General features: G+C 38.3%; 15 protein-coding genes. All 15 read right to left on the reverse strand.

What is annotated here, in order from left to right; translation table 11 throughout:
- Positions 1-228: 228 nt before the first annotated feature.
- Positions 229-1035: a CPBP family intramembrane glutamic endopeptidase gene (locus QA584_RS23340; protein ID WP_278271505.1), complete on the reverse strand. Its 807-nt coding sequence runs from the start codon at positions 1033-1035 to the stop codon at positions 229-231.
- A gap of 283 nt (positions 1036-1318) precedes the next feature.
- Complete coding sequence (locus QA584_RS23345; protein WP_278271506.1) at positions 1319-3115, reverse strand: B12-binding domain-containing radical SAM protein; 1797 nt, start codon at positions 3113-3115, stop codon at positions 1319-1321.
- A 274-nt stretch (positions 3116-3389) separates the two neighbouring features.
- On the reverse strand, positions 3390-3734 hold the full coding sequence (locus QA584_RS23350) for a hypothetical protein (protein WP_278271507.1): 345 nt from the start codon (positions 3732-3734) through the stop codon (positions 3390-3392).
- Between the two features lie 83 nt (positions 3735-3817).
- Complete coding sequence (locus QA584_RS23355; RefSeq protein ID WP_278271508.1) at positions 3818-4855, reverse strand: hypothetical protein; 1038 nt, start codon at positions 4853-4855, stop codon at positions 3818-3820.
- A complete protein-coding gene (locus tag QA584_RS23360; RefSeq protein ID WP_278271509.1) occupies positions 4839-5969 on the reverse strand; it encodes a M16 family metallopeptidase in 1131 nt (376 codons plus the stop codon). The genes QA584_RS23355 and QA584_RS23360 overlap by 17 nt, the downstream gene beginning before the upstream one ends.
- Positions 5963-6997: a hypothetical protein gene (locus QA584_RS23365; protein WP_278271511.1), complete on the reverse strand. Its 1035-nt coding sequence runs from the start codon at positions 6995-6997 to the stop codon at positions 5963-5965. The genes QA584_RS23360 and QA584_RS23365 overlap by 7 nt, the downstream gene beginning before the upstream one ends.
- A gap of 345 nt (positions 6998-7342) precedes the next feature.
- Positions 7343-8056, reverse strand: a complete 714-nt coding sequence (locus QA584_RS23370) for a nucleotidyltransferase domain-containing protein (RefSeq protein ID WP_278271513.1) — start codon at positions 8054-8056, stop codon at positions 7343-7345.
- 10 nt (positions 8057-8066) lie between these two features.
- Positions 8067-8966 (reverse strand): hypothetical protein, encoded by a 900-nt coding sequence (locus QA584_RS23375; RefSeq protein WP_278271514.1) that lies wholly within the window; start codon positions 8964-8966, stop codon positions 8067-8069.
- A gap of 84 nt (positions 8967-9050) precedes the next feature.
- Entirely contained in the window at positions 9051-9188 is a 138-nt protein-coding gene (locus tag QA584_RS23380) for a hypothetical protein (RefSeq protein WP_278271515.1), read from the reverse strand.
- A 358-nt stretch (positions 9189-9546) separates the two neighbouring features.
- Complete coding sequence (locus QA584_RS23385; protein WP_278271516.1) at positions 9547-11943, reverse strand: hypothetical protein; 2397 nt, start codon at positions 11941-11943, stop codon at positions 9547-9549.
- 802 nt (positions 11944-12745) lie between these two features.
- The gene (locus QA584_RS23390) at positions 12746-14500 is read right to left on the reverse strand and encodes an extracellular solute-binding protein (protein WP_278271517.1); all 1755 of its coding nucleotides are present in this window, start codon (positions 14498-14500) and stop codon (positions 12746-12748) included.
- 72 nt (positions 14501-14572) lie between these two features.
- On the reverse strand, positions 14573-15463 hold the full coding sequence (locus QA584_RS23395) for a carbohydrate ABC transporter permease (RefSeq protein ID WP_278271518.1): 891 nt from the start codon (positions 15461-15463) through the stop codon (positions 14573-14575).
- 30 nt (positions 15464-15493) lie between these two features.
- Entirely contained in the window at positions 15494-16441 is a 948-nt protein-coding gene (locus tag QA584_RS23400; RefSeq protein WP_278271519.1) for an ABC transporter permease, read from the reverse strand.
- A gap of 385 nt (positions 16442-16826) precedes the next feature.
- Positions 16827-18422 carry a response regulator transcription factor gene (locus QA584_RS23405; protein ID WP_278271520.1) on the reverse strand — a complete coding sequence of 532 codons (1596 nt, stop codon included), beginning with the start codon at positions 18420-18422 and terminating at the stop codon, positions 16827-16829.
- Positions 18423-18448: 26 nt separating this feature from the next.
- A complete protein-coding gene (locus QA584_RS23410) occupies positions 18449-20299 on the reverse strand; it encodes a sensor histidine kinase (protein WP_278271521.1) in 1851 nt (616 codons plus the stop codon).
- Positions 20300-20800 lie beyond the last annotated feature (501 nt).

Genomic DNA, 20800 nt, shown 5'->3' on the forward strand with positions numbered 1-20800 from the left:
TCATATGGTAAAGCGAGAATAAAAATGCACAAACTCCTCGCTTTGCTCGTCAGACAGTGTGCATTTTCATTCTGTACCATATGAGAAAGTCATAAGTAAATTTACAGTCTCAGAATGAAGCGCTTATGAAAGATATCCCCATCACTGCTCTTACTTTAAGTTTTATGAGCTGATTTTATCAAGGTATAGTTTTTGGTTATGTTTATTAGTTCTGTTTTAGTATTTGTTTTAGTTTATTGCTTCAATAATTTTCTTTTTTGATATTGTTGCTAATATCATGATGCTGATTATTCCGACGAAGGCGGATATCAGCAGGGCATAGAGGTTAAAGCCCTGTTCAAAGATTTCATAACCTGCGTAGTAAGAGGTGACGGCGGTTAAGTTTATTAGCAGGTGCAGCAGGATGCAGTATAGGATGGATTGTAGTTTTATAAAAACGATTCCCAGGATTAAGCCGATTAGGAAGTAGAATAGGGTATTGGCAAAATCAAAGTGGAGTATTGCAAAGAACAGGCTGCAAATGACCAGTGCTGTGGTTTGGGTGTATTTTCTTTTTAGTATTTTAAACAGGTAGCCTCTAATGATTAGTTCTTCTGCAATTGGAGCGGTGATGCAGGTTTGGAGGATTAAGGGGATTGGGTACCGAAACATTTCAGCTTCCATAGTGCTTCCTTCTTCCATTAGAGAGGAGGAAATAGTCAGATACTTATCGATCAATAGCTGTATCGTGTTTTCATAAAAGACAATTACAGAAAACATGACTGCTATGCTTAGGATTAAATGGTGCAGTTTAAAGTTTACCGGATAGTTTAGTCCTACCTGGGTCGCACTATGGAGGGTACGGATGTATATCATGTATAGCGCAAACTGGATTATTCTTTTAAACAGATACATGTATTCGGAACTTTTACCTTGGTACAAGGCTTCTATCAGTGTGCTGCATAAGGAATATATCACTAAAAAGCACAAAAAGGAACCTATGAAGAATAAAAAAGGTTTATCGTTTTTTTTACTGTTTTGTATATTTTCTACCATCTATATCTCCCTTAATTTATATTTTACCCTTATCTGCATTTTTCACTTATTTCTCATTCGCTTAATTATTCTTTTTATATTTTTGTTTTATTTTTTTGCTTTTTTTTTGGTTTTTATTTTTTTGCTTTTTATATTTTGCTTTTTATATATTTTGCTTTTTATATTTTGCTTTTTATATTTTGCTTTTTATACTTCTTTACATGTCGCAAGTTTCTTGAATTGCTGCCAACAGAATAAACTGTAAAGGTGGGAGTTTTACAGGTGAAAGCTTACTTCCTGTTGGTTATACTTCGCCGCAGATTTCTATTTTACTTTCGCTGATTTTATTTAACCTGATTGCAAAGGTCTTTACAGAGTCATCTATAGTGCCAGACTGCTTTAATTGCAGCAGGTTATAATCATACTGTAACTGCATTTTATCATTAAGTTTTCCAAATACCCTAAGGTGGATTATATTTTTCTCTAAGTCAAAAAGCTGATATAAGATAGCCCCGTTTTCTTTTTTATCCTTTACCAACAATAAAAGCTTTTCAAGAAGACTGATTCTTTGGTCAATTAAAACAGATTCATTTCCTTTTGCTACGGCAAAATTTTCTACGAATATTTCTTTAAATGCATCTGCACAGGTATCTGTCATATCCAGGTATAGATTCAGTATATTGTTCTTGTATACAGCTATCAAAAAGCTTATGGTAGTTCTAAGTCCCAAAAACATCAGGGTGATTAGAATCCACATGAACTTATCCAGATATTTATACTTTTGCCGGGTTTTATTGTCAAAATCATAAAAGTGGGGATATAGCTCTGGATTTTCTTTAAAAGAGGAATAGAAATACTCCGTTTCCTCCTTACCGCAAAGATATATATTATCCAGATCCTGACTAAAATACAATTTTTCCCTTATATTATAATAGATTTCTGTTCCATTTTCAACATTTAAAATTCCAATTTCCGGAAACCACACTCCCATTCTGGCACCTTTCATCATCATATTTAATGTCAGGTTGACATCTTCCTCTGTTTCCTCGGGAAAACCATACATAAATCCAGCTTCTGCTTTGATTCCATAGTCTTTTAACAGTTTTACCTTTTCCCATATGGCGGATATCTTTAAGTTTTTTCGAATGGACTTTTGCAAGTCTGTTGAGGCAGTTTCTATGCCCAGGAATATTTTTTCACAGCCGGCAGCCTTCATGGCTTTTATCATTTCTTCATCTAAAGTATCTACCCTGGCACTGCAAATCCATTTAAACTTTAATCCTTTTGCGGCAACCAGATTGCAGAACTCTAACACCTTACTCTTATTATAAGTAAATAAATCATGGAGAAAATGAAAACTGCTGACAGAATAATTGCTTATGATATATTCTATTTCTGCAAGGAGCCTGGGGGTGTTTTTCATTCTGAATTTATGTTTCCAGAAGGTTTTGGTACAGCAGAAGGTACAGGAAAATGGGCAGCTCCTGCCTACTTCTATGGGAAATGCTATGTTACTGGATTTTTTCAGTTCCAGATCCAGATTGGTAAGACTATAGTCGAGCATTGGGAGCTTGTCCAAGTCTTCTAATAGTTCTATGTCCTCATTCTTAATGACTTCATTTTCCCTGCGGTATACGATGCCCTTTATATTTTTAACGTTCTTCCCTTGTGATAATGCTAAGACAATCGGGACAATATTATTCTCACCTTCGCCTACCGATATTAAATCAATCCAGGGATATTTTGTCATGGTTTCTACTGCCGTCAGACTGGCCTGGTGACCGCCGAAGATAATTTTTATACTGCTTCTAGCTTTTATCTGTTCCGATAAAGCAATGGCTACATGATGGCAGGAACTATTTGTGCTAAAACCAATGATTCCTGGTTTTAACTCCAACAGGTAACTGCTCATAAGATTTAACGTGGTCTCAATATCCTCACCTTTTTTTAGAAGTCCCTTTTCCCATAAGTAGTTAAAATCAAGAATTAGTACGCTAAACCCATTATTTTTTAGTATGGTGCCAAGCGTTAGGGTCCCCAGGGGCAATACAGAATAGGAATCCCTGATTTTTACCGGATTGACCAACACAATATCAAACATGACCTTACCCCGTTTCTTTCTTAAATCTGATTCTTAATTCACTCAGATTACTTCTTAACTCTGGTTCTTTCTTTACTCAGGTTCTTTCTTAGCTCTGATTCCTTCTTATAACTCTGTTACTTTCTTCACTCTGGTTCTTCCTTAGCTCTGATTCCTTCTTCTGATTGTAAATTCATAGACCAAATCATTTTATCAACTTTGGAGCACATGTGCTGTCCTGGCAGTCTCCAACCACGATACTCTCATCGTGTGCAGCATACCAAACGATTTTTTATTACATAGGGCGGACAATGAGATAAAAAGTGACTGCTATAACCAGAGATACCCCCAGCCTGATTATATGATGATTCAGGTGGGGCTTTTTGTATAATTTATATCCATTTGCTAAAGCACCGATGTGTATGAGCACTAAACCCACCACTAAAGGCACAAGGTAACTGACTGCCTGAACTACTGCCGCAGCACTGCTAAAGAATAATAAAAGGCTTCCGACCGCTAAAAATGTGTTCCCGGCATCCAGTTTTCTTATCCCTTTCCGGTTATTACCTTTTACTATGGAGATTATTAATAGTGCACTGTATAAAATAACAAAAATAATGTAAATGACTTTCAGTAACATAGTTGCCTCCTACTACGAATCTGTTAAGTATCCTTTTTATTCTTTCTTGTAATAAGCTTAACCTAATGTGTCTGATAGAACTTTTAAATTCTCAGCCGGATTCCCTTTGAAACAGCATATTCGATGAAAATAAGGGTAAGTACAAACATAAAACTCCAAAACAGATATACTTTCATTTTCCCCTGAGGGATGAAATCAAACTTCCGTCTGGTAAATACTTCATATATCATCCGGAAAAAATAGTTCCGCACTCTGGATACCTGGCTGCAGATACAAAATATATTGTAGCCGTCACCCTTTAATAAAAAAGGCCACAGATTTATTGCCAGATAAGAATAGCCAATAATGGAAAAACTACAGAACACAAAGGAAAATGTCCTATTATTGCCTAGGAGAAATAAATATCCAATTAAGGAAAAGAAACCACACAAAGCTGCCGTATACAAATCTACCAGAATAAAGGTTTTCACAATCTGCTTTTTCTTTAACGTAAGCAGATATTCCCAGCCTACCACCACACTGATAAAAACCCCAAGTAAAATCCGCAGCTTAAATTTAAGAGTAGCTTCACCACCATATTTTATTATAAATGCAGCCATCCACAGTTCATGATAAAGGGCGATAAAGATGCCAATTAACAAAAAAAGAAAAAGCCTTGGCAAATCACTCCAGGAGAAGCCGGTATACAGAATCAGCCGGTAGTTGGTATAAACGGATACCACAATAAAAAGTAAAGACATAACCGTGGTAAAAGTAACCGGTATCGGTACCAGTACCGTTTTAATAAATGCAATAAAAGGCTTCCTTGGCAGTATTAGCCTGGTAAGTAACCGAAAGTAATAACCTACGGTCTTTTTTTCAAAAACGTTGGTACCAGGCTTAATAATTAATTTTTCAAAGATGAACTGCTTTAGGAGCTTCTCAACATTATCAGCTCCGTATTTACCATACTTATCTTTAATATACCCTACAAAATTCCCATCTCCTGTGAATTCCATCAGAATCTGGTATTGGATTTCTTTTAGTAAGACCACTCCCCTGGGAGATTTAATAATATACTCTTTATCCGTTCTTTTAATGTCTAATTTCTCCTGAATTTCATATTTATTTGATTCTTCCAATAATTCTCTGGCAATAATAATCCTCCCCTTTTTCCAAAGTAGTTTTTAAATAGTTGAGAAAGGTCTCCATTTCACAGGTTTCCCCTTCCCTAAACAGTATCGTTTGTTCATAGCCTAAATTTAACATTCTGCTGAGAACATTATCATTTTTTATCTGGCTTCTGGTAGTAACTTTTTTTTGGATTTCATAAAGTTTTTCTATCAGTCCATCTTTAAAAGTCCGAAGTATCGTATGGATACAGTTTTTAACCAGTTCAACATCCTTTTTCATGATTTTTATAATCAAAAAGGACACCGCACCTTGGCCAAAATTCATATTGGATCCATCAATGCGGTAAGCGGCTCCATTGGTTTCTCTGATTTCCTCCAATAGCTCACCTTTTACATATTCTGTAAAGGTTAGTCCCTCTTTTCGGTATTGCTTTGGATAAAATAAGCTGATACCATAATAACAGATTTCATCCTTATCCTTTACCTCTTGTATCAGGGGCTCACGCTTCTTATCCGGCATAATAGAACCATATACCGGTAATAATGTATTATTCCTCTCTTCCTTTTCTACCGGTGCCTTAATCTTAGTACTATTACCTATTATGGTAATCAATTTATTGCAGTTACTGAATTTATCGTTATAAAGGGCTGTAACATCCAAAGCAGTTACACCAGAAACCGATTTTTCATTTCCTAGTATAGAAAACTGCTCCGCGGTCTTGCCAAACATCTGCTGTAATAGTAATTCTTTTAAATACTCCGTATAACTGCTGTGATATTCTATTTCATTTAATATTATCTTTTTTTCATTTTCAAAGTTTTCTGCTTTGCTAAAATCCAGTCTGGAAACGATAATAGTTTCAATCAGTTCATAGGCCTTTTCATAATCTTCTTCCAGACATACCGCATAAAAACATATAATTTCATGGGAGGTAAAGGCGTTGATTACAGCTCCTTTTTCTTTTAAGGCATCACTTAACTGTCTGATTTTTGGTATGTTAAAAATAATATGCTCCATAAAGTGGTGAAGACCGCATTTCCCTTCGTAATCATAAAAGGCCCCACTGTTTAACCAGCCTCCGATGGCAATTGCCTGGAAGGTATTCTTATCTTCTATTAACACGTAAGCAGTTCTCCCCCTTCCCATACCCTTATAGCTTCCTCATTGGGTTTTCCATATGCTAATTCCAGATTATAGGTTTCTTTTTTACTTAGTTCATTAATCACTGAAATACTTCTGCTAAACAAATATTTTTCCCATACAAAGTATCCGCAAGGATATTCTGCAAGAAGTCCCGTTAGGATCCGTGATGATTTGGTGCACAAGGTTAAGCGGCATTCTGGCATAAATTTAATACCGGGCAGTAATATTTTATCAATGAAAAGCCCTTCTTTTGAGGTCATGCCAGGGATTTTCTCCACCCGTCTTACGATACCGTCACATTTTTCATAAAAGCAACCAGACTTTTCTTCCTGTTCCATTACCTTTTTATAATTCCCAAAAGGATATGCCCTGCCGTTTAGATCAAAAAAGACGATATCATCGCTTAGGTATTCATAGCCCTGACTTTGCAGTAGTCCCATAACGGTGGTTTTACCTGCCTGGGAATCCCCAAGTATAAGATAATTGCCCTTCTCTTTTTTCAGTAATCCACCGTGTACCGGAAAAAATCCCATCCGGATATGCAGTGAAATAATGACTCCCTCCAGTATTTTAATAAAGTAAGGTAAAAACTTATCAAAGTCCGCATCCTTTCTGTTATAGACTTCAACCACACACAAGCTTTTGTCAATCGTAACAAGATAGTCTCCCCACTCATAATAATAAGCTTCTGGATTTTCTCCTTTTTGCACGCCATTCTTTTCTGCAATCCAATAGATTGAGTTTTTATGATACTTTGACAAATACTCTGTATTAAATTTCACAAGGATAAGAGGACCGGTAAAGTCTATAATGCTATCTTCTGAAAAATAATTACTCATCCGGTTTAAGTACTGCTTTGTATCAGAGGTAAATAAAATTCCGCACTTCGTAACCCTGCCCACATACATGAATTTATTTACACAGGTTCTTAAATTAATATCTACCAGCAAATCTTCATGAAGTGCTTTCATTTTTCCGTCACTGCAATAGATAAAGCGGTTACTCATATTGATACCACCCGTACATGAGGACAACATCGTCTGCTGCTGTAATAAAAAAGCTGGCAGACCGGTACTTACTCACCTTAGTCCTTATGTATCCTTTCCTCTGCATTTATTTTTACTGTACATACTTCTCGTTTACTGACTCTTACCTTCTTTTACTGGCTCTTGTTTCTCTTTTCATTTGCTTTTACTTCTCTTTTACTGGCTCTTACTTCTCTTTTCATTTGCTCTTGCTTCTCTTTTCATTTGCTCTTACTTCTCTTTTACTGGCTCTTGCTTCTCTTTTCATTTGCTCTTACTTCTCTTTTACTGGCTCTTACTTCTCTTTTATTAGCTCTTGCTTTTCTATTAACTGGTCCTTACCATATCTTTGTTTCCATCCTTACCAGATAAATTTATAAGTCCTAATAATTCCTTAGCATAGGCACTGACTATGTCTTCGGTCATATCCTGTCTGTTCAGTCTAAGTCTTATATAATATTCATATTCTTTTGGTTCCAGAAATCGTTCCATAAATCTGTGCTGCCACTTGATATTAAGCCAATATACGTCTTTATAAATGAGATAGGCGGTACCTATGGCTTTTACCATTAAATCCAGGGAATACTCCTTTAGCAAAAGGTCATCGGTTTTAGAATCACTGTAAAAATTAACGGCCTGGTAAAAAAACTTTTCTATTAATTTCTTTTTGTGCTGATAAGGTCGATAGACTTTAATTAACCGGGATATGAAAAAATCCTCTTCTGCCAGTATTTTACCCATAAAAACCCGTCCAGCCATCAGATTAAGATCTGACATTTTGTCAAAGAGCCCCTTTTCGTAACTGGCTAATTCCTTCTCCAGTGCCTGGGTATCCATAAATTCAAGCTGGATTTTCCGGTTATCGTTATCGATAAACGTATCGATTTTTAAGCCTGTCTTTGAATCGGTTATGATAAGAAAATCATAATCGGAATTCCTATTCGCAAAGCCTACTGCCTGGGAACCGTGAAGTATAGCACCTTTGCAGGGTATATCCTTTTGACTGCAATAATCCTTTATGAGTTCTGTTACATCTTTCATAACTACACCTTCATTCCATTCTGGCTAAACTATTTTTAAGCTGAGCTATGGTTATCATTTTACTTTTCCTTACCAGGGTTTCAAAAATCTGAATCACTTCACCACTTTTGCCATTTCCGGTGATAAAGTTATCGGTCACAATGCTGGTTTTATTTTCTTCATTGATTATCTGATTCTTATTAAGTGGTAATACATATATGGTATCAATCTCCCGCAAAGGGAATTTATCTTCCTCACTGATAGCTATATCCAGCAGGTATTTATTTTCGCCTGCCAAGTCACTGTAAATTTCACCCCGAATGGTAAAATCCGAATCCTTAAAGTATGCCTTTAACGTATGCTTTGTAACTGCCGGAAATCTTTTTAAACAGCTCACCTTCAGGTTCTGGTCTACAAATATAAATTCATCCGTAAATACTTTTCCATGATGTGCTGCTCCATTTAGAATAGAAGAGGTTTTTCCAGACCCTTTTGATCCGATAATCAGTAGTTTGCGAAGGCCCTTCCCAAGCAAAGCCGAATGTATTCCAAATAAAGAGTCCCTTAGCACATACTGCCGTATCATCCCGCATATTTTATTCCTAAGACAACTATAAAGATCACCTTCAAGACAATAATAGATATTAGTCTCAAAGACAGCACTGCGTATAATCAAACTCCCCAGGATATCAATGGTCTCCGCACCTTCCTCGTCTTTCCAGATTTCATGGCCATTGTGTGGATTTCTATGAATCCGGGACTTCCCATATAAATATGTATTATCCCATTCTTTTAAAGCTTTCAGTTTTATTACATGAACAGGCATTTCAAATAATACCTGATTATTTATTAATTCTTCTCTTAGAAGATCAAAACAACGGAACTCCTTAGCGGAACATATACAAATATTTCCTAACTTATATGTCTCCATCGCTTCCTCCATTCTTATATTTATAAAGTGAGGCTGTTGCCATAAAGGCAAAGCCTCAAATTATAATCCCTTATACATTGCTGATTATGATAATAACCATGTGATAAGCTTGTCCTTCTTAGCTAAGAAACCACTTTCACAATCATCAAATAATGTAACAAGACTGATGTTTTCTGTTGCTTCAGTTGCCATTTCTAATTCTTCTCTTCTTAAATCTTCCATGTAATGTCACCTCCTTTGTTTATAATTTTAGCTTTATCCAATCTATCTGAACTAGCCCTTTAACAGTCAGCAGACCTGTGTTACGTCTTTGTCCGCCGCCCCTCAGACTGTATAGATTGCAAGACCTGCAGGTATGACTTTTCTATTGCTTAATGAAAAAATACCATGAAACGTTTTTGGTGTAAATATTTTACATCCGAATGGTATTTATTTTTGACCGAATGGCGTGATACGAAAATAAAGCGGAGTATTCTCATGTAATGGACACCTGTTTTGATTGCATAAAAATTACCAACACAGTCTGTTTCCAGTCCACATTGGTAATTAAATAATTTCTTATTGGGTTTTCATAGGAACATCAGAAATTTCCTTTCAAAAATACCGTTTGATTCGAACTCTCATAGGAAAACAGCTCTGTACGGGTTTCTTCCTCCCAGGAAAATTCAAATGGCACCTGATTCTTGTTCTCATCGAATGCCATAAGTGATGATACCTTATAAGGCATGCGGATTCTTAAATAAGCACTTACCTTATCGGCTCCCTTTATCTTCATGGTAAAACCGGTGCCATCCTCATCTGGTTCCAAAGAAAATACTCTTACCGAGGAGCCAATAATCCGCCAGTCTTCCTCTTCTATTTTGGAGAAATCAAACAATATGGTGTTTTCATCCGGTGCAACCTGCTTTTCTTTAATTATCTTATAATCATTAGCGAGCATATCTGCAAAAAGTCCCTTAAAACTATGAGCATCTCCCAGTTTTTTCTCCAGTTCTTTCTCCAGTTTTTTCTCCTGCTTTTTCTCCAGTTCTTTCTCCAGTCCTTTCTCCTTTTCCTGCTCAAAACTACTGCTGCCTTCATCCATAACCGCCGAAATAATATAGGGTCCTCTGCGAAGGGTAAGCTGATTCGTAAACTTCCAATCACTGCCTCCAAAAGCTAATACTTCCTTTACCCGGTTACGGTAATCCGCCGCAAGTTCAGTGGTCAGACAAAGTTTAGCCGGTGCCAGGTTTAATACCAGCACATGTCCTCTGCCAACATTTATAACTTTTCCCTCTTTCTCCCCAGGCAGATCAAGCATTTCAAATAGATGTTCTGCGGGATTTTTATACCTTTCTTTACCGTCCTCCTGGTTTTGCGAACGGTTCCACCAACCCTCAATGTTATGATAGGGATCACTGCCATCTCCGATATAAATCAGCGCGCCTCCCCCTTTGACCCAGGCAGCCAGGGCGTTGTTAACATCCGGAGATTCCGGCTTTATATATTCATAACTAAGTATCAGCGTTTTATAATCATCCAGATACCCAGGAAAACGCCTTACATTATCAAGTAGTACCGGACGTACTGGAAGCCCGTATTTTAGCAAAGGCATTGCCATTCCAAAGAAATCCGGGAACGTTCCGCTTTGGACAAAGGTACGGAATAAATCCTTATCTCCTAAAATCTTTTCCATAAAGCTGCGGCTTATTGCAGTGCAATCCTCTCCGTCATGAATCCGGTTCTTAATTTCCTCAAAGGTTTTTTCCATCATCAGGGCACTCTCATCTAATATAATGCCATCCGGATAACTTCTTTGGAATAATCCCGAATCAGACATTAAGATACCCACACCCTCATTAATGCCGTCAAACGTATATTCCGGCTGGTCCATATCCCCAAAAAGCTGTACCATACTGTTAAGCAGGGTCGCATATTCTGTAGTAATCGCCTTGGCACCGGGCATATTAGTCGTTGGTATGGTTCCTCCAGCAAGACCTGCCTTTCTGGGAAATACCCCGTCAAACACCCTTCTTGGCCAGGGACAGATCTCATAATTATGGACAGCCGGATGCAGCAGGGAAGCAATTGCAGTCTTAACGTAATTATAACGATAATCTTCCCAGGTATACTCAGGATTATCCTCAATGGGATCATGGAGAAACCACATTCTTCTTCCCGTACCCTTAACCAGTTCCTGCATAATTCCATATTCTAAAAATGCAGTCTCAAAAGTCCTCTCCTTAACCACACCCTCAAAAACATTGGCTGGGCGGCTGGTACCAGTCCAAACCTGTGCAATATACCCATCAACAGCAGGAAGCCCAATTAGTGCCCCCTCCGGACTGATGATTTTCCACTGGGTATAATTAAGGAGACTGTGGGTAGGAACATAAAACCTTAACACTCTGCCATATTTCGTTAGCGCATATTCCTTTAACGCTTCCCCGATACGCCCAATCGTCCTGGCATATAAATGGGCTTTTAACTTAGAAGCCTTGTACCTTGCATCCAAACTGCTGTGAGGCGGCTGCCAGGGTTCTCGGTAAAACAACAGATATTCCTTTTTAAAAGCCTCCGAATAACCTCCCTGATCCCAAAACTCCGGTTCCTCCATATGAATAGCTTCAACCCCAGCATCAATAGAAACCTTTAACTTTTCGGTAAGATACCCCGCAAAAGCAACCGTAGGCGACATATAAGGCACATCCTTCCCATGCTGAATATGCTTACCCTCCCGGTCCATCTGACTTTCTTCCCAGTGATTAACCCCGTCATAATCACCATACAAATAATCCTGATATTCCCCCCAGGAAATCCCTGTCATCAAATGGACAACATACCCCTTCTCCTTAAACTTACGCACCCTCTCAGGCATAGAAGAATCAATCCCATAAACCATAACAAAATCACACTGAACATCAATATTAGGCTGCCAGGGCGCCGCCTCCTGATAACCTGTTAACTCTTCCGAACGTTCTCTTATATATGACATATACATTCCCTCTCTTTACTAAACCAATTAACCATTTACAGCATAAATCATAACTTACGTAAAATCTTAATAATTTTATCACTCCATGACCAATTAAAACAGACTAAAACAAAAAAACATTTCTCCCAGTTAACATGCGGACTGATGTTGGCAACTACATCGCATGATGTCAATAAGACAATTATAATGGATATATTCCAACTTACTCATTAAATAATTTGATTCTTAATGGATACTGAATGAATTGCTAAACGCTTAATTAATTACTAACTCTAAAGGATTACTAGCTCTCAAGGAATTACTAACTTCTCAAGGAATTACTAGCTCCCAAGTAAGAAATCACTAAGTTCTTATAAATTATTAAGCTCTTATAAATTATTAAGCTCTATAAATTATTAAGCTCTTGTAAATTATTAAGCTCTTGTAAATATTTAAGCTCTTAGCTAACTACTTCCAACACCATGATAAAATCAGCTCACAACCTAAAAATGATAAGCGGCGGTTATGATATATTTCATATGCGCTTCATTCTTTAGCTGCAAAATTCACTTATGGAATTTTCATATGGTATGGAGCCCATAAGCACACTGTCTGACGAGTGCAGCGAGGAGTTTGTGCTTTTGGGCTCCGCTTTACCATATGAAAAATCCATTAGTGAATTCAGCCAAAGAATATGAAGCATATGAAATATATCATAACCGCCGCTTATCTCAACAACTAAAAGCTGATTTTATCAACCCTTGAAACCGATTTTATCAACCCTTGAAACCAATTTCATCAACCCCTTGAAAGTTGTTCCTAATTAATCCAATACATCGTCCCTAGAAGCAGCACATTCCGTAACATATTTTAAGTAATCCTTAAAAATACCATTCTCCTGAGTCAATAAATAATTCTGATACTCTTTTAAAATTGCACGGGCTTCCTCTTCGGTATCAGCAAAATAAGCACGCTGTTCATAATCCGTCATAGTCGTTCCTTCAAAAGCAAACTTCTTAACCTTGTCATAATTCTCATAATTGATAACTAAACCTTCCAAAGGATAACCACTGACACGCTCAACCGGACGGGCCTGTTTGTATTCCACCATTTCCGGCGGAGCTGCATCTGCATCCCCTGCATTGTTTTCACCCCACCAGGTAAAACGTTTGTCAGCCTGAAGTGTACGACCTAAAATATAGCCGATACCTTTTTCACGGAGTTCATCATCCACAGAGGAATCACCGGCTGCTTTTCTGGCAAGTATCTCACTGTTCAGACGGGGTTTACCGTCGCTGTTCATAGCATAGGTATCACCTTCAATACCATATTGGCATAAACGGGCTCCTTCTTCACTGTTTACATAATCGAGGTAAGTAAGGGCTGCCTCAATATTAGAGCAGGAAGTAGGGAAAATAATAGCCGGAGAACCTGCACGTCCATTTTGTTCCAGCTGTACTAACGGCTGACCGTCTTTATAAGTCATCGGTCCAACCGGTATGTAACGTAATTCCGGATGGGAACTATATAAACCGGTAAGTTTTGTTGAGTTAATAACAGAACCATACTGTGCAGAGGCAAATAGTGCAGTACCATTACCCACCTTTTCATCTGCCTGGGCATCTGTCTGTTTAAAGCATTCTACGTCCAACAAGCCTTGATTTACTAATTTCCAGGTAAATAAATCCCTGTTAACCCAGTCGTCCGTCAAAGCGAGGAAGGTATAAGTACCATCGGCCTGTTTTCTGTAATTACTGAATTTTTTATCAGCAAAATTAATAGAGTAGCCTGAACTATCCCAGCCGTTATGGTAGGTAGTTGCTACGATACAATCATTGCCGTTAACATCCTTAAATCCATGTTCTTTTGCTTTCACCATGAAGTTATACATGTCATCTTTGGTCTTGATACTTTTCGGATCAATTCCCAGTGCGGCAGGTACGTCACCACGGACAAATACACCGTATGCCCAGTTTGTAACACCATTGTCATCACCCGGAGTTTCCTGGGGCAGGATATAACGATGTCCGCCAAAGTATTTATAATCCAAATCATTTTCCAGATAGGACTGGGATACTACACCGATATCATAAGCATTCGCAAGGTTCGGATAATTTGGCAATAAATCTTCTATAGGCAGCAGTCTGCCTTCGGTACCGGCTTTTTTAATAACCGCCGTTTCACCTCCATTGCCTCCCCAATAAGGTGCATTAATCATATCCGGCATATCCCCGGATGCAAATAAGAGATTGAGTTTTTCTGTTTCACTCATCATGATACCTTCAAACTCAACGGTTACTCCGGTCTTTTCCCTGATTTTCTCAGCTACTTCGTTATTGTACTGATCCGATGCTGTCTTAAATCCACCGTTCCAGCATATCAGCATTTTCAGTTTGACATCATCATACTTTTTCGGTCCATTTGATGTCTCGTCTGCCGTAGTCTCCGCAGCTGTACCAACACTATTCGAGTCAGCCGGCTTTGAATCTTTGGTACCACTCCCTGATTTGGAACACCCGGAAAGTAATGAAACCGTCATTACCATAATCATAAGAATCCCAAGCAATCTTTTTTTCATATCACGCACTCCTTAAAATTTATTTGTATGGTTTTTTATCAGCATGGTGCTTCCATGCCGTACATACCGCTTTTATCCCTTAATAGAACCGATCATAACACCTTTTACATAATACTTTTGCAGGAACGGATAAACAATGACAATGGGCATGGTAAGTATCATTACAAATGCCATTTGCAAGGACTGGGTGGTATAACTGGTCATAGTGGATAAATTCGTTTCCTGTCCAAGCTTTATGGTAGAAGAAGCCGAAGCTTCACCTAATAGCTTCTGTAACAGGGTGGCAGCAGGATACAGCGCTGCGCGGCTCTGGTAATATGCGCCTGTAAACCAGTCATTCCAATGCCCTACACCAATAAACAAGGCCAAGGTTGCCAGTATCGGTTTTGATAAGGGCAGGTAGATACCGAATAAAATCTTTACCTCCCCCGCGCCGTCAATCTGGGCAGATTCCCTAAGTTCATAAGGAAGGGTATCAAAATAAGTCCGAAGTAATAAGAAATTAAAAAAGCTGTATATAGCGGGTATTACATAAAGCCAAAAGCTTTTTGTCAGCCCTAAGTCACGTAAAAGCATATAATAGGGAATCATACCGCCACCAAAAATGGTAGTAAAATAAAAAAAGAAAGTGAAAAATGTCTTGCCCGGTAATGTCTTAATGCATAAGGCATAAGCCATTAAGGCAGTAAAAATAAGTCCTAAAATTACACCAATAAGCGTCCTTGAAACCGATATAGTCAAAGACTCGAAAATCCTGGAATCCCGAAAGGCATGGCTGAAATTTTCCAGAGTGAATTCCCTGGGGAAAAAGTATACCCCGCCTCTGGCAAAATCCCTGCCGGTGTTTAAGGAAGCCACCAGAACATACCAGAAGGGATATAACGTAATAAAACCAAATAGTGCAAGAAACGTATAATTAAATGCCACAAATAATTTTCTGGATTTTGATTCTTTTATTTTCATAATGATAATGACCTCTTTCCTTGTTATGGTTTACCAAATGCCGACTTCCATAAACTTCTTTGATATGGTATTAGTAAGAGCCATCAAGGCAAACGCAAATACCGATTTAAACAAGCCGATTGCCGTGGCATACTCAAACCTTCCGTAATTCAGACCTGTCTTTAAGACAAAGGTATCCAGTATTTCGGATATCTGATTGTTAGCCGGCTGCTGTAATAACAGAACCTGGTCAAATCCTGCATTTAAAATACCTCCCACCGCGAAAATAAACATAATACCAATGGTTCCCTTGATAGAAGGCAGTGTAATATGCCAGGTACATTTTAAATGTCCGGCACCGTCAACGGTTGCAGCTTCATATAGTTCCTGGCTGACTCCGGATAAGGCTGACAGATAGATAATAGAACCCCAGCCTGCCCCTTTCCAGATATCTGAAAGTACAATCATGGGATAGAAATACCCCTTCTCTCCCATAATGAAAATGGATTCCTTGCCAAAAGCTTCCCTTATATTGTTAACAATTCCGCCATAAGGTGTAAAAATAACCGTCATCAGACTGACAACAACTACCCAGGATACGAAATTGGGCAGATAACTCATGGTCTGCACTACCCGTTTAAACTTTTTTGACCTTACTTCGTTTATTAAAAGAGCTAACAGAATCGGTGCAGGGAATCCGAAGATAATCTTTAAACCGCTGATAATTATGGTATTTTTCATGACGATCCAAAAGTCCGGGGACTTTATGAACTCTTCGAAATTCGCAAACCCAACCCAGGGGCTCCCAAGAATCCCTAGATTATAGTTATAAGATTTAAATGCTAAAAGTGCCCCATACATAGGATAATAGCAAAAAACCAACAGCCAAATCACACAGGGAAGGATAAACAGATAAAGCACCTTGTGTTTCATAATTTGCTGCCATAGTTTTCTTATTCGTACTTGCCCCGCTGTCTTAACTTTCATGGTAGTATTCACAAGATTTTTTCTCCTTTCTTACTGTAAAACCAGTTAGCAATTGCGAAACTATATAGTTCTTTGAATACATCATACAATTAATACAAATTTCATAGCTTCAGTTGCCCTACGGGCAAGATTCAGCTCTGAAATTGTATTATTTGCATGATATAGAATTACGATATTCGAGTTTCGCAATTACCTTTGTAAAACCAGTTCTGAATTCTTTGTATTTACTTAACTGCATTAAGTTTACTACCCCTGCCGTCTTATGAATATCAACTATTTTTTGTTTTTATATGCACTATTTTAATTTTTGTTGTGATAATGAACAAAAAGCCTTTAAATGATATATCATTTAAAGGCTTTTTTGCTATACTAATTGGATTGTTAAATTTTTAATTCATTAATTTTCACGAAACTCGTTTGGAGTACAACCGACATACTTCTTAAAAGTACGCATGAAATAACTGACGTTATTAAAACCACAGTTATCGGATATATCAAGAATATTAAGCCTGGTTTCTTTTAAAAGCTTCTTGGCATAGTCCATTCTAAGGTTAATGATCTGCTTTGATATGGTCATTCCAAACTCCTTTTTGTAAGAAGCCGATAGATAACCCAAAGAAATACAAAATTGTTTTGATAAAAAATTCGTGCACAACTCACTATTGGTAAAATTATTCTCCACATAACTTTTAACTCCTGAGAGTACCGACCTGGCATCTGCTGTTACTGCCATCCATTGGCTAAGAGCCGTGGTGATGGTTCTGCACAGACTCTCGATTAATTCTTCCCGGTTGGAGAACTGGTCGATTATTGCACCGGATAAACATTCCGGACCCAGCATGGATACTACGCTTCCTCCAATTTTTTTAACACAGGTGCGGGCCAGAATGCAGATTAATTCCACATAAAGCATACGGATGTGCATAGCCATGCCTGGTACCTCAAAGGAAAATATCCTCCTTACCGTACAAAGTGTCTGCTTTAAATCATCTGCCGCCAACAGGCACTGATACAATTTAAAATCCTCCTCCGGCAGATTAGCAGAAGCCACTTTCTCCCATTCACTCCAATAAAATACCCGGTTTGAGGGACTCTCTAAAGAAAGCCTTAAATCAAGGGCTTGTCTTGCCTGGGTTAATAACCCTCCGGATACCGAGTCTGACACTGCCGATACACCAATATGAAGCCCAACCTCAAGCTTTTGGCTTACCTGCAGACATATATGTTCAAAGGTTTTTGCAAAGGTTTCCTCCGCCTTATTTGATTTTAGTTCGGAAGAAGCTGCAATTACTGTTATCTGCTGATTCTGTGCAAAATTATTCAGGCTTATAAACCAGGAACCGCCGGTTTCTCTAATTATATTCTGAACCTTCTGGCGCAGCCTGTCGTAATACAGCCGGAAGCTTTCGTTTTCCCCTTCTTCTGTCTTATTTATTGATAGTCGAAGGATACCCATCTGATAAAAATTTGCCTTTTCAGGAAATAAGGCTGCCACAGGAAAATCAAGATTTGTTTCCATTCCATTTAAGAAGGCAAACAACTGCTCCTTCTGCCGTTCATCCAGGGAATACTCCACTGATTTTTCAAAGTATACCGGAATTTGAAATAAATTTCTCTGATGCATTACTCTCGCTACTGCCTTTGATAAGGCTGCTGTCAATTCTTCCTGCCTTACCGGCTTAAGAAGATACTCAATTACATCTAATGCAATGGCTTCTTTTGCAAAGGAAAATTCCGGGTAACCCGAAATTAAGATTGTAACTATCTCCGCAGAGGCGCTTTTTGCTGTCCTTACCAAATCAATTCCGCTCATTTCTCCCATCATAATATCTGTCAGCAGAATATCTGGCTTATGTTCTCTAATCATGTCAAGTGCCTCCTCTGCCGAAGAAGCTTCTATTACCCATTTAAAATAGAAGCCGCTCCGGCTTACCTTATATAAAATATCTTCACGGGCCAGTTTCTCATCATCCGCTATTAATATACTAAGCACACTCTTACCTCCGCTTCTTTTCTAGTTTAACTCTTTCCACAGGACATTTTTATGGATACACATGCCCCCTTTCCTTCCCCTTCGCTCTTTATCTGCAAACCATAGCCTGCACCATACTCAAGACGTATCCGGTGATGCACATTTAACAGTCCGATACTTCCATTACTTAAGACCGCAGTTGTCATTCTGGACTCTGATTCCTCAATCTGCCCCTGTATGGACGACAGCTTTTCTTTAGAAATTCCCCTGCCGTTATCCTCTATGGTTATAATCAGATCCCCCTTCTCCTGCACTGCTAAAACCCGTATCTGTCTGTCTCCCTCCCTTTCCGTCATCCGGTTTTTAAAGCCATGCTTAAAGGCATTTTCTATAAGAGGCTGCAGTATCAGTTTGGGGACCTGATAGTCATAAAGAGCTTCTTCTATATTTACCTGATAAGTAAAGGCATTCTGGTATCGAATGCTTTGAATATACAGATAATCCGAAATATTCCTAAGTTCATCCTTAAGCGTCACTTTCTGCTTTGTCACTTCGGAGGAATACCGGAACATGGAGGAAAGGGCGGCAATCATTTCACTGATACTGTCAGCCCCCTCCACACATGCCATTGCTGAAATGGTATTTAACGTATTATAAAGAAAATGTGGATTAATGCAGGCAATCAATGCCTGTTGATGGGCTGCCATTACCTGCATTTTAGCAGTATACTCCTCCTGTATTAAGGTCTGTATCCGCCTTTGCATCTTAAAGAGATGACGCTCAATCCTTGCAAGCTCATCCTTTCCTCCAATTGGTTCCGGCAGCTGTAAGTCCTTTTCATCGAATTTATCCATACGTACGATAAGCAGATTTAATTTTTTCTGATAGAGCCAATTGGATAAAAGCAATAAAACCATCATGGATAGCAAAAGGATTGCCGTTGCGTAGATTGCTCTGGCGCCATCGGACTTTTCCATCTGCTTTGGATTAAATAAGACCGCAGCCGTTACATCTATGGAAGCAATTTGTCTGGTCAAGATGTTATAATACTCGGTTTTTCCCTGATCGCCGGTAAGCTTAACCTTTTCCGTCAGTTTTCCGCCCGGAGATGCCTTTTTGTAAGTGTCCATAATCTGTTTACGTATCAATGTCTTTTCCCCATCAGGCAGTAAGGGGGAATATTCATAAACAATACGTCCGGTTCTATTATCAAAAAGATAAACAAGGGTCTCGGAACCTTCATAGGGCATAAACAGATTGCCGGTATCTACCGTTATGGTCTGGCAGCAGTAGCCTTTTCCCCAGGCACCGGAGATAGAATTATAATTATTGATAATTCCGGCCAGGGTTAGGTGATTGGTGCGGGTTACGGTAGAATAACTATACCACCACTGAGGGCTCTTTCCTGCTAATTCCTTAAACCACTCCTTGCCTTTTATCTTATTGATATCCCAAAAATAATAGCCGTCTGCCGGCAGATATGTATATAACCGCTGTCCGATCACCTCCTGGGACTGATAAAGAAAAAAAGTCATTTCATTGATTCTCTGACCCAGTTCTTTTCCCAGGATAACCATTTCGGAGCGGGTAACTTTATCGTTAAAAATATTATCCCTTAAGTCATTGCTCATAGAAACTACTCCCATAGCTGTAACATAATTGGATAATTTATCTTCAATCCCTGAAATATACTGGTCTGCAGAATTATTCTGGATGTCGTAAAGTTCTTTGTTTACCTTCACCAGATAGTTCTGCACCAGATACCACATCCCCAGGGATACAATAAATACAATTACGATGGTAATCATCAGCATAGAGTGCATGGAGGTAACTACCATAAACTTCTGTATTCCCCATTTTCTTGTCTTTTCAAACTTCCTGTGCTGTCTTCCCGCCATATCCCCAACCTTCTTTCGCTATTATTGTTTCGAGAGATTTTTTCCAGAATTATCTTACTAATTATAGCATCCTGTATTTGTCATTACTAGTCCGATGTTAAAACATACGTTATTAACAAATTTATTGAGGTAGAATTTGTGCAATATGCCTGACTGTTTTTGTTTTCTCTTGTAAGATCTAGTCTTATATATTGATAGCAATCCAATATTATTTACATATATTGTTAATATTTTTATTACAGCTTGACTTGTTTATATGTGTTGTCATATAATATTTACATATATTTACATATTGTTTTACTGCTTCATTCCCTTAAAGTACTGGTATTTGTTGTAGCGCTAAATTGAACTATACATTGGTTTGTTGAATTAATAGCAGAGCTTTTGTTTTGGCGTTCCCGCAAGGTACATGCCATCATATGATTTTTGATAGATGACCATATGGATATAGTATCTAAGGTTATTTATATATACTTAATATGGAAGGAGGGATTCCTATGT

The organism is Anaerocolumna sp. AGMB13025, assembly GCF_029689925.1.
Classification (GTDB): domain Bacteria; phylum Bacillota; class Clostridia; order Lachnospirales; family Lachnospiraceae; genus Anaerocolumna.